The organism is [Clostridium] symbiosum ATCC 14940 (assembly GCF_000466485.1).
GTDB classification, from domain to species: domain Bacteria; phylum Bacillota; class Clostridia; order Lachnospirales; family Lachnospiraceae; genus Otoolea; species Otoolea symbiosa.
In genome coordinates, this window is record NZ_KE993036.1 from 9,068 (window position 1) to 20,206 (window position 11,139).

The 11,139-nt window shown below is 49.8% G+C and carries 11 protein-coding genes; 10 read left to right on the plus strand and 1 reads right to left on the minus strand.

The window, feature by feature from the left end; all coding sequences use genetic code 11:
- The 4 genes from CLOSYM_RS20705 to CLOSYM_RS20720 all read left to right on the plus strand — a co-directional run.
- Positions 1-951: TRAP transporter large permease (locus tag CLOSYM_RS20705; protein ID WP_021643678.1), on the plus strand; the 951-nt coding region annotated here is incomplete at its 5' end.
- 90 nt (positions 952-1,041) lie between these two features.
- Entirely contained in the window at positions 1,042-1,890 is an 849-nt protein-coding gene (locus CLOSYM_RS20710; protein ID WP_003509538.1) for an SDR family oxidoreductase, read from the plus strand.
- Between the two features lie 51 nt (positions 1,891-1,941).
- Positions 1,942-2,964, plus strand: coding sequence for a zinc-dependent alcohol dehydrogenase (locus tag CLOSYM_RS20715; RefSeq protein WP_003504904.1), 1,023 nt, complete (start codon positions 1,942-1,944; stop codon positions 2,962-2,964).
- Complete coding sequence (locus tag CLOSYM_RS20720; RefSeq protein WP_021643679.1) at positions 2,961-3,635, plus strand: HAD family hydrolase; 675 nt, start codon at positions 2,961-2,963, stop codon at positions 3,633-3,635. The genes CLOSYM_RS20715 and CLOSYM_RS20720 overlap by 4 nt, the downstream gene beginning before the upstream one ends.
- A gap of 22 nt (positions 3,636-3,657) precedes the next feature.
- Here CLOSYM_RS20720 and CLOSYM_RS20725 read toward each other — a convergent pair whose 3' ends face one another.
- Positions 3,658-4,005, minus strand: a complete 348-nt coding sequence (locus tag CLOSYM_RS20725; RefSeq protein ID WP_003504907.1) for a helix-turn-helix domain-containing protein — start codon at positions 4,003-4,005, stop codon at positions 3,658-3,660.
- 223 nt (positions 4,006-4,228) lie between these two features.
- On the opposite strand from CLOSYM_RS20725, the gene CLOSYM_RS20730 reads away from it, so the two are divergent.
- The 6 genes from CLOSYM_RS20730 (at position 4,229) to CLOSYM_RS20755 (ending at position 11,079) form a co-directional block, all read left to right on the plus strand.
- Entirely contained in the window at positions 4,229-4,411 is a 183-nt protein-coding gene (locus CLOSYM_RS20730; RefSeq protein ID WP_003504909.1) for a hypothetical protein, read from the plus strand.
- Positions 4,412-4,529: 118 nt separating this feature from the next.
- Complete coding sequence (locus CLOSYM_RS20735; RefSeq protein ID WP_021643680.1) at positions 4,530-5,903, plus strand: sodium/glutamate symporter; 1,374 nt, start codon at positions 4,530-4,532, stop codon at positions 5,901-5,903.
- A gap of 47 nt (positions 5,904-5,950) precedes the next feature.
- Positions 5,951-7,072: a tyramine oxidase subunit B gene (locus tag CLOSYM_RS20740; RefSeq protein WP_009296819.1), complete on the plus strand. Its 1,122-nt coding sequence runs from the start codon at positions 5,951-5,953 to the stop codon at positions 7,070-7,072.
- 161 nt (positions 7,073-7,233) lie between these two features.
- Positions 7,234-8,127, plus strand: coding sequence for a DMT family transporter (locus tag CLOSYM_RS20745; RefSeq protein ID WP_021643681.1), 894 nt, complete (start codon positions 7,234-7,236; stop codon positions 8,125-8,127).
- A gap of 248 nt (positions 8,128-8,375) precedes the next feature.
- Positions 8,376-9,494, plus strand: a complete 1,119-nt coding sequence (locus CLOSYM_RS20750) for a response regulator transcription factor (protein ID WP_021643683.1) — start codon at positions 8,376-8,378, stop codon at positions 9,492-9,494.
- The gene (locus tag CLOSYM_RS20755) at positions 9,484-11,079 is read left to right on the plus strand and encodes a sensor histidine kinase (RefSeq protein ID WP_021643684.1); all 1,596 of its coding nucleotides are present in this window, start codon (positions 9,484-9,486) and stop codon (positions 11,077-11,079) included. The genes CLOSYM_RS20750 and CLOSYM_RS20755 overlap by 11 nt, the downstream gene beginning before the upstream one ends.
- The last annotated feature ends 60 nt before the right edge of the window (positions 11,080-11,139 follow it).

Here is an 11,139-nt window from a genome sequence, read left to right on the forward strand (position 1 = left end):
TCGGCGGCAGCCGATACGGCGGCCGTGGGTTCCATGCTGATTCCGTCCATGCTGAAAAACGGTTATCCGAGGGGGCTTGCGGCGGTTATCCAGGCATGTGCCGGGTCTCTCGGCCCGATTATCCCGCCCAGCCTTACCATGATTATCTACTGCTCCCTGACCGGCCTGTCAATCGGCGAATGCTTTATGGCCGGTGTTATTCCTGGTCTCATCATCGGACTCGGCGTTGCGGTCGTCACTTATTTTTATGCCAGGCGCCTGGGAATAAAGGGGGATGAACGGGTTCCCTACCGGGAGAGGCTGACGGCAATAAAAGACGGGATTCTGGCGATTATCATGCCCCTTATCATCATCGGCGGAATCGTCTCCGGTATTTTTACTCCTACGGAGTCAGGGGCAATTGCTGTAATCTATGCCCTGGTGATCGGAATGTTTGTCTACAAAGAATTTACCTACCGGGAACTGCCGAGGATTTTCCTGAAGGCGGCTTCCATGACGGGTATGGCGCTGCTGATTGTTGCCGGAGCCTCGATTTTCAGCTGGCTTGTGGCTTATGAGAAATTCCCGAAAATGATAATCACTTTCCTCACCGGTTTAACGGACAACAAATACGTTATCATGATGCTGCTGGTTCTGTTCCTGCTCTTTGTCGGAATGTTTATTGAGACTCTGTCGGCGACCATCATCTGTGCGCCGATTCTGATGCCGGTGGCGGCCCAGTACGGCATTGATCCGATTCAATTTGCCCTGATTATGGTCATTACTCTTGTCTATGCTGGAGTAACTCCGCCGGTCGGAGGCGTGCTGTTCATTACAATGGGAATTGCAAAGGCGAAGATGAAGGAGGCGCTTACCTATCTGGCGCCGTATCTTGGAATCATCTGTATCGTCATTTTACTGCTGATTTTTGTTCCGCAGATCTCTCTGCTGCTGCCGAGACTGCTGTTCTAATCGTTACTGTTCACAGAAGCGCGCATTTTGGCGGGGCTGTGAATAGTGACTTCTAATCAGATATGGAAGTTATATGAGGAGGAATAAGGGATGAAACTTACGTTAAATGTTTCTCTGGCAGGAAAGACGGCCGTCATCACGGGAGCCGGAGGCGTTATCTGCGGCTGCATGGCCAAAGTGCTGGCTGAGGCCGGCGCCAATGTGGCGGTGCTGGACATTAATGAGACGGCGGCAAAGAAGGTGGCGGAGGAAATTACCGCTGCCGGCGGCACTGCGCTGGCAGTCGGCTGCGATGTGTTGTCTGCGGAGAGTTTAAAAGAGGCGCATGAGCTTGTAGCCAGGACCTATGGACCGTGCCGGATTCTGGTAAACGGGGCGGGAGGAAATAATCCGAGGGCCACAACGGCCGGAGAGTTTTTTGATTCTTCTCAGCTTGGCCGTGAAAAAACCTTTTTCGATATTGATAAAGAGAGCTGGAAGTTTGTCTTCGATCTGAATTTCACAGGTACGTTTCTGACAACGCAGGAATTTGCCAGGGACATGCTGGGCGGGGAGGCATGCAGCATTATCAATATTGCTTCCGTGAATACATTTCTTCCGCTGACTAAGATCCCTGCCTATGCTGCGGCAAAGGAGGCGGTGGGAAATTTCACAAAATGGCTGGCTACTTACTTTGCCGGGACCGGGATACGCGTTAATGCAATAGCGCCGGGATTTTTGTCCACCCATCAGACACAGGCGCTCTTTTATGAGGCGGACGGTGTGACACCGACACCGCGGCTTAAGAAGATAATAGAGGGAACTCCCATGAAGCGTCTGGGGCAGCCGGAGGAACTTGCGGGAGCGCTGCTGTTTTTATTGAATGACGAAGCATCATCTTTTATCACAGGCACCGTGCTTCCCGTGGACGGAGGATATACGGCCTACAGCGGCGTGTGATGCCCGGATGTTTCTGAATGACAGTGATGATCCGTTCTGAGGAAAGGAAAAATGATGAAGGCAATAAAAATTAATAAACCGGGAGAAATCTATGTGTCGGAGATTCCGGATGCAAAGTGGAAGAAAGGATATGCGGTTATCGAGGTAAAGGCGCTGGGAGTCTGCGGCTCCGATGTCCATGCCTACGCAGGGAAAAGCCCTAATGTGTCTTATCCGCTGGTGATTGGACATGAAACCGCCGGGATTGTGGTGGAGGTGGAGGACGAAAACCGCTACGGAATCAAAAAGGGGGACCGGGTCGTTCTGGATCCTTATCTCTACTGCGGAACCTGTTATCCCTGTTCCCAGGGAAGAACTAACTGCTGTGAAAAGCTGGAGGTTCTGGGAGTCCAGACGCAGGGCAGTATGAGCCGGTACTTTGCTCATCCCCTGAGCCATATGGTGAAGGTGCCGGATTCCATGACATGGGAGGAGCTGGCCGTGACGGAGCCGCTGGTAATCGCCCTGCATGCGCTTCACAGCCTGAAGCTGAAAAAAGGTGAACATATCGTAATTATCGGGGCCGGGGCAATCGGCATGCTGGCCGGAATGGCGGCGCTGGCTTACGGAGGTATACCGATAATGGCAGATATCGTGGATCAGCGTCTGGAGCTTGCAAAGACTTTTGGAATCAAATATACGGTAAATCCGCAGACCGAAGATGCACCGGGCTATATTAGGGAAGTTACCGGCGGGCGGATGGCGGAGTGTGTATCCGAGGTGTCTGGTTCCGCCGCCGCAGTCAGAAACGCCCTGGACTATGCCGCGCCGACAGGCAGAGTGGCGCTCACCGGATGGCCCAACAGGCCGGTAGAGCTTCCGACGGCAGTGATTACCAGAAAAGAATTGCAGATAGTGGGTTCCCGGACCGGTACAACGGAAGAATTTGCGGAGGCGGCAGAGCTAATCTCCACCGGCCGTGTTCCCGCGGCAAAGATTATATCTAAAATCGTTTCCTTTGAGGAGCTTCCGCAGGCAATCGCGCATCTGGACGCCTGTCCGGGAGACTGGCTGAAGCTGATTGCCCTGTTATGAAAGCGGACGGCGTAATCTTTGATATGGACGGCCTGATGTTTGATACGGAAAGGCTTGGTCTGGAGGGCTGGAAAAAGGCCGGCAGAATCCTGGGATATCCGATCGGCGCGGAGATGGTGGCCCGGATCCGGGGCTGTAACCGGACGGATGCTGAGAAAATGTTCAAAGAACGGTACGGAGAGAATTTTGATTATGGCCTGGCCCGGGAGATACGGCTTAACTACGCCGCCCGGGAGATAGAGGAGAATGGACTTCCCGTTAAGCCCGGTTTATATTCCCTGCTTGAATTTTTAAAGAACAGAGAGCTGCCTATGGCAGTTGCCACCGCATGTGACAGCAAAACGGCACACGGTAATTTGGAAAAAGCGGGTATTCAGGAATATTTTAAAGCTGTTATCTGTGGTGATGAAATCAGACACGCGAAGCCGTGGCCGGATATCTTTATCTGTGCGGCAAAACGCCTGGGAACCGGGTGCGGTAATACGATCGTGTTTGAAGACAGTGTCAATGGAATCGAAGCAGCGTACCGAGCAGGCTGTATCCCTGTCATGGTTCCGGATCTTACTGTGCCGGATGAAGCGGTGCAAAAGAAATGTTTTTGTGTTATTAACAGCCTCTGTGAGGCAGAGGCGCTGTTTGATTCGTGCAGCGCCGCAGGCCGGTCCGTATGAAAACGGACTGGCCTTTTTCTTATTACTTCTTAATCGAATCCCGGTGTTTCTGGAATGTGTAGATCAAATCTAAAATATAATCCTGTTCTTCCACAGTCAAATCTTTAGCAGCGTTATAAATATAGGACAGCAGGCGCGCGCTCTTTTCCAAATCAAAATCGATGTCCATATTGCCGTTTCCGGTCATCAGCCAGGTCTGGCTGATATGCAGGATATCGCAAATAGCCTTGATAACCAGTGTCTGGGGCTCAGCCCTGCCGTATTCGATATTTGTGATGACGCCGCGGGACATACCCAGTGCTTCGGCCAAGGAATCCTGGGTATATCCTCTCGCTTTTCGCGCTATTTTTAATCGTTCTCCAATTGTCATTTCCCACCTCTTGAAAGATAAATTTTAAACAAACACGGTACGGAACAGATACCAATTTAGATTAATATGCAATATTTGAATCATAACATAAGAAAAATGATTTGTCAAAACAATAATGGATTTTTAATACAAAATTAGTGATTGACAGCACAAATTATGCGTGATATGATGCATTTATAAAACAAATGTGCGATTTTTCAATACAAATGATGGGAGGAGAACGATGAATAAGGAGGATAACATTAACCGTCTTGACGCAATCATTGAGGGGGCCAGTAAGCTCTCCACCGAGAAACAGGAGTTGATTCTGGCTGTCATAGAGGGGATGGCTTTCACAAAAAAACTTTACACTCTTCAGGGGGACAGGAGGGGGACGGAGAAGAAGGTTAACACCCGTTCCGCATAACGGATAAATACGGAAATGCTGCGCAGCTATTTCTTTTATTTATAGTGTAACTGGAAACGGTAACTGTGAAGCTACACAAAACAGTTACTTATTGACTATTATCAGGAGGAGCTATTTTATGAGTGTGTATGATCTGTTGATTGATGTGGCTATTGCGTCAATCCTGATTTTGGCTGGGCAGCTGCTGCGTGCAAAAATTCCTGTTTTTCAGAAATTCTTTGTTCCGGCCAGTATGATCGCCGGCTTTATCGGACTGGCCATGGGAGAACAGGGACTGGGAATCCTGCCGTTTTCGACCTCGATTGGATCCTACGCGGGGGTGTTGATCATTCTGGTTTTTACCATTGTCGGAGTCAATGGATTTAAGATGGGGGAGACGAAGGGGGCAGGTGAAGAGGTAAAAAGGGTGCTTAGCTTCAACATGTACCGGTTTGTCATTTTCTTTCTGCAGTTTATCATCCCGATTACAGTGACGCTCACTGTAATCAAAGCTGTGAACCCCGAGGTAAATCAGGGCATCGGAATTTTGCTGGCATCGGGCTTCACGGGAGGACACGGCACGGCGGCGGCCTGCGGGGCAACCTTTGCAGAGCTTGGCTGGCCGGAAGCGACCGATTTGGGAATGACGTTTGCAACCATCGGAATACTGACGGGGATTTTTGGCGGCCTGGCTTTTGTTAAATGGGCCACGAGCAAGGGGTACACCGGATATATCAAGGATTTTAAATATATTTCAGGAGATTTGAGAACCGGGCTTGTATCAAAGGATAACAGGACATCTATCGGGGAGGAAACAATCAGCTCCGTGTCACTGGACACACTGTGTTTTCATCTGGCAATTGTGGCCGGCATTGCCGGGCTTGGGTACTATCTGAACGCAAATATTATTGCGGTCCATTTATTGAAGGGGATTCCGGACTTTACGGTTGCGTACCTGATTGCTTTGATATTCTTCTTTGCGCTTCGGAAGACGCCTGTCTACGATTATATTGATACCAATATCAATCAGAAGATATCCGGTACGGCCACGGATTATCTGGTGTTTTTCGGAATTGCCTCGATCAAGCTGACGGTTATTGTGGAATACGCGGTTCCGCTGGTCATCTTAACAATTGCCGGCCTGGTGTGCGTTTTCCTGACCGTGATACCGCTTGGATATCTTATGAATAAGGACAGCTGGTTTGAACGTTCCCTGTTCTGCTTCGGTTACTGCACCGGCGTGTTTGCCATCGGTTTTGTTCTTCTTCGGATTGTAGATCCGGAGAATAAGTCAAAGACGGTGGAGGATGTGGCTATGACCCCATTCCTCAACTTTATTGAGATTGCCTTCTGGTCATTGATACCGGCCGCGCTGATCGCAGGAAAAGGGTGGCTTGTCGTAGGTCTGGTTTCACTGGCATTTGTCATATCGCTGGCTGTGACGATAGGAGGAAAGATGTGGTATACGGCGCCGCTCCGGGAGCGGAAGACGCTCGGAATCACAGAGGAGTAAGAGCAACAACTATTTATTAAATAAAAATATAAAAGGAGGAGCGTATTATGAGCAGTACAAAGATTGATTTCCTGTATCTGAATGAGGAGGAAATGGTGAAAGCGGGAGTAACCGATATGCACCGCTGTGTGGAGGTAATGGGGGAGGTCTTCGATCTTATGGGAAGAGGCGACTATGTGATGGGCGGCAAAAACCATAATTCCCATGGTATCATGATTTCTTTCCCTGACGAGCCGGAATTTCCTAATATGCCGAAAAATGGGCCTGACCGCCGTTTCATGGCGATGACAGCTTACCTGGGCGGCAGGTTCAATATAGCCGGTGAGAAATGGTATGGTTCCAACCGCGACAATGTTGAAAAGGGCATTCCGCGATCCATTTTAATGGTCATGCTGAACAATGCGGATACGGGGGCTCCCGAGGCGCTGATGTCGGCGAACCTCATCAGTGCGGTGCGGACGGGCGCGATACCGGGAGTCGGAGCGAAATATCTGGCCAGGCCTGAATCCAGAGTATGCGCACTGATCGGCGCAGGTGTTATCAGCCGTACCTGTTTCATGTCTCTGATTGATGTATGTACAAAACTGGATACAGTTAAAATATATGATATTTATCCGGCCGCATCAGAAAAGCTGGCCGCTTATATCCGTCAGAATTATCCGCAGATCCATACAATCGAACTTGTCGACAGCGTGGAAGAGGCTGTGCGGGAAGCCGACGTGGTCAATGTGGCAACCTCCGGCAAGGTATATCCGCGGATTGAGGAAGAATGGCTGAAGCCGGGCGTCTATGTCTCATTGCCGGCAGGAATAGACCTGGATCCCGATTTTGTCCTGAACCGCGCTCGCCGTGTGGTGGATAACTGGAAAATGTACGAAGCGTGGAGCGATGAACTTAAATATCCGTATCATCCAATCATGGGACTGATCGGAACGTATTATCTTGACTGGCTTGCGGAGGGCAGGATGACCGAGGACATGATCGAGAACCTGGGCGATATTGCCGCGGGCAAGATTGCGGGCAGGAAAAATGATGAGGAGAAGATTCTCTTTGGAATGGGCGGCATGCCGGTTTATGATGTGGCCTGGGGCCATACCGTATATCATCAGGCAAAGGAAATGGGACTTGGCACGACACTGAACCTGTGGGATAAGCCGTATCTGTATTAATCCGAAACGGCGCCGCGCATATAATACGTGAGTGTGTCTGAAAAGCAGAAGAAAAGGTTGGCCGCTTTGCGGGCGGAAAGAACCGCAGCGGCCGGGACAGGGGAAAACCGGGCAATGCAGATGCATTTTCCGGTTTTCTTTTGCAGTTTAGTGGGAGGTATGTGTTGAAGATACAGTTGACAGAAAAGGCGGCGGAAATACTCCTGGCCTTGACCGCACTCATTTGGGGGAGCGGATTTGTGTGTTATAAAAATCTGATGAGTCTTTTGACACCGATTCAGTTTGTGGTTGTGCGTTCCTTTTTTTCGGCGGTTTGCGCCGGATTATTTTTCCTGTGTGTGATTAGAAGGGCGAGCCGGCGGGAATGGCTGGGAGGTTTTCTGCTGGGAGGGATTCTGGCGGCAGCCGGTCTGGTACAGACTTATGGGATACGCATAACATCGTCGGGGAACTGCGCATTTCTGACGGGAACAAATGTGGTAATGGTGCCCTTTCTATCCTGGGCGCTGACGAAAAAAAAGCCGGGCCGCAGCAATCTGTTTTCCGCGCTGATGATGTTTGCCGGGGTCTGCCTGCTGACGGTGGATTTTAACAATATCACGGCTGTTAATGCCGGGGATCTGCTGTCGTTCCTGGGAGCATTCCTCTATGCGGTTCATATCGCAGTTACGGGAAAGCTCTCCGGCACGGTGAGGTCGAAGGCGGTGACTTGTCTGCAGTTTCTGGCTTTGTTTAATGTAAATCTTTTGTTTGTTCCGCTGGAGGAAACGCCCTTTATAATACCGCCGGCTGCAGTTCTTCCGGCCGCATACCTGGGCATTGTTTCAATATTTATCGGGCATACCCTCCAGATCATCTGTCAGGAAAAGGTAGACAGCACGAAAGCAGCCGTGCTTCTGAGCCTGGAGGGGGTATTTGGGAGCATATTCAGCGCAATTCTTCTGGGGGAGCGGTACCGGCTTCCTGCACTGGCCGGTTTTGTGCTTATTTTTTTATCAATTCTGCTGTCGCAGACAGGAGGACGCGTCAGGAACGGACCGGGCCCGGTGTGGTGAGGCTTTGGCTGAGTCTTCCGTCACCAGCTGAAGGTTGTCGTGAGGGGGAATCCGGCCGGAATGAATTGCTGCGGGACCGTTTGCACTCTTAACGCCAACAAACAGCGCGCGTCTTTTGCATCTGAAAATTGTATTTCACTAAAGGCTGTGATAAGATATACATAGGGCGGCAGAGAACGTAACCGCACTGCTTCAGTGTTACGGATAAAGAGAACACGGGATGAAATTGTGTTTACACGGGGGAATTTATGATAAAAGTATTCTTAGTAGAAGACGAGGCAATTATCCGCCGCGGCATCCGGGACAATATCGACTGGAATGCCAACGGCTTTGAATTCGCAGGGGAGGCGGGTGACGGGGAGTACGCCTATCCGCTGATATTGAAGACAGAGCCGGATATACTCCTGACAGATGTAAAGATGCCGTTTATGGACGGGCTGGAGCTAAGCCGGCTGGTTAAAAAGGCCCTGCCCCAGACAAAGATTATTATCCTCAGCGGTTACAATGAATTTGACTATGCAAAGGAAGCCATCAAGATTGGAATCAGCGATTATCTTTTAAAGCCGGTTACTTCCGCAAACCTGATTGACGCGCTGAAAAAGGTGGCGGAGACAATCCGGGAAGAGAGGGAGAAGAGTAAACTTCTGGAGCGCTATTTTGTAAGCTATGAAAAATATACGGAATTTCTGGATAAGACCGATTACAGCGGAGTCGACAGAAAGCTGATAGAGGATTTCCTGAAGCTCGGCTCTCTGGATGAATGCAGGCTGTTTATCGAGGAATACTTTGCCGCGGTGGGGGAGAACAATTATAAATCCCTTCTGCTGCGCCAGTATATGGTGATGGATATCTTTTACTGTGTCCAGGAGTTTTTAAAGGGAATCAATGTGAACACGGACGAGATACCGCCGGAGCGAAAAGATATCAAATTGATACCGAAAGCGATTACAAACGTGGAGACGACTCTGATGTACCTGACGGATCTCTTCATTTTTGCCCTGACGATGAGGGACCGGGCCTCAAACGACCGTTACGGGACCCTCATCAGGGATGCGAAGGATTACATAGCGCAGAATTACAGCAACAGCGATTTTTCTCTGAATATGATAGCGACCCATATCGGTGTCAGCCCCAGCTATTTCAGCTCCATCTTTAAGCAGGAAACAGGCCAGTCCTTTGTGGAATATCTTACGAAGTCCAGGATTGACAAGGCCTGCGGGCTGTTAAAATGCACAACGCTAAGGACGGCGGAGATTGGGGAGCGGGTGGGGTACAATGATCCGCACTATTTCAGCTCCACGTTTAAGAAGATAACGGGCCAGTCGCCCAAAGAGTTCAAAGCAAAGGAAGTTAAAAATGAAAGCTGAAGACAGCAGTCAGATGACAGAGGAGCAGTCCCTATTCACAACCCGCAAAACAGCGGCTGGGAATAGGTATGAGGAGCAGCCCGAGGAAAGAAAAAAAGGTCTGAGGAAGCTTACGTTGAAGCTGCGCCTGACCCTTCTCCTGTTTGTGATAGCAATTCCGCTGACCGGAATGGTTCTGGGGATCCTGGGGATGATCCGCAATTATTCCAATTCCTATAAGAATATCATGGCAAATCTTAAGACGGCCAATGAATATAATCTGAAGTTTAAAGAGGACATGGAATATTCAATGTACCGCGTTATGATCGGACTGATTGACGCAGGACAGTTTGAAAACGGGGATATTATAGAGGGAATGAGCCGGTACGCAACGGTGGTTAAAAATCCGATTAATATGATTAATTCCGCCAGGTTTGCCTTTGATAATACGATAGAAAGAACGCCCGGCTCTGACAGCGATATCAAAATCAGGGGAATTTTATCCTGTCTGGATTCATTGGAGAATGCGGTCAGCAAGATGATAGATAATTCAAAGAAGCCGGGCACCTATGACGAGAACTTTTCAATCTGGGAGAATGATATCCAGGGGCTTTGTTCCATGATTCAGGATTACATCACCCAGTATACCTATTATGAAATACTCAAGATGGAGGATCTGCAGAAAGAACTGGAGGTCCATACAAAGCAGATTGTGGGAGGCTTCCTGGCTATACTGGCCGGAGTGCTGACCGTCGGCTTCACGCTATCGGTGATGATTACAAAGTCGGTGACGAATCCCATCAATAACCTGAAGCAGACGGCGGAACGGCTTGGACGGGGAGAACTGGAGGCAAGGGCCAGAATGTGCGGCCTGGAGGAAATCAACGTGCTGGCCAGAACGCTGAACCGGATGAGCGATGAGATAGCCGGTCTGATGGAGAAGACGAAGCAGGAGCAGAAGAGCCTGAGGGAGGCGGAGCTTAAGCTTCACCAGGAGCAGATTAACCCCCATTTCCTCTATAATACGCTGGACTCCATCGTATGGATGGCGGAGGGGGGCAATAACCATCAGGTGGTGGAGATGACCACCGACCTGAGCGATTTTTTCAGAACCGTACTTTCGGGAGGCAATGATTTCATCACGATTGCCGAGGAGGAGACGCATATCCGCAGCTATCTGAAGATCCAGAAGATCCGATACGAAGATATCCTGGATTATAATATCAATATTGAACCGTCTATTAAAGATAAAATCGTACTGAAAATGATTCTCCAGCCCATTGTAGAGAATGCCCTGTACCACGGTATCAAGAATAAAAGGGGAGGCGGCACGATAACGGTCCGCGGATACGAGGACAGAAACGGAATCGTCTTCGAGGTGGAGGACGACGGGATCGGGATGGACGGACCGGCGCTCCACAGTCTGCGGGAGAAGCTGAAGGGAAACAGGAATATGGAAGTAAAGAAAAAGGGAGGCTTCGGTTTGAACAATGTGGCCCAGAGGATTCGTATGTACTATGGAGAGGGAGCAGATATCACGGTTGAGTCGGAAAAGGATATCGGAACGTGTATCAAAGTATACCTGGGCGTAACAGCTACGGTCTGAACGTTGGAGTTCGGCCTTCAATATTATAAAGATTTAGTTAAGCAGGTGAGGACGCCGCCG

Excerpts from the sequence above, each read along its gene's own strand:
- CLOSYM_RS20710 (WP_003509538.1), top strand. The coding sequence starts at position 1,042 with ATGAAACTTACGTTAAATGTTTCTCTGGCAGGAAAGACGGCCGTCATC.
- CLOSYM_RS20715 (WP_003504904.1), top strand. The coding sequence starts at position 1,942 with ATGATGAAGGCAATAAAAATTAATAAACCGGGAGAAATCTATGTGTCG.
- CLOSYM_RS20720 (WP_021643679.1), top strand. The coding sequence starts at position 2,961 with ATGAAAGCGGACGGCGTAATCTTTGATATGGACGGCCTGATGTTTGAT.
- CLOSYM_RS20725 (WP_003504907.1), bottom strand. The coding sequence starts at position 4,005 with ATGACAATTGGAGAACGATTAAAAATAGCGCGAAAAGCGAGAGGATAT.
- CLOSYM_RS20730 (WP_003504909.1), top strand. The coding sequence starts at position 4,229 with ATGAATAAGGAGGATAACATTAACCGTCTTGACGCAATCATTGAGGGG.
- CLOSYM_RS20735 (WP_021643680.1), top strand. The coding sequence starts at position 4,530 with ATGAGTGTGTATGATCTGTTGATTGATGTGGCTATTGCGTCAATCCTG.
- CLOSYM_RS20740 (WP_009296819.1), top strand. The coding sequence starts at position 5,951 with ATGAGCAGTACAAAGATTGATTTCCTGTATCTGAATGAGGAGGAAATG.
- CLOSYM_RS20750 (WP_021643683.1), top strand. The coding sequence starts at position 8,376 with ATGATAAAAGTATTCTTAGTAGAAGACGAGGCAATTATCCGCCGCGGC.
- CLOSYM_RS20755 (WP_021643684.1), top strand. The coding sequence starts at position 9,484 with ATGAAAGCTGAAGACAGCAGTCAGATGACAGAGGAGCAGTCCCTATTC.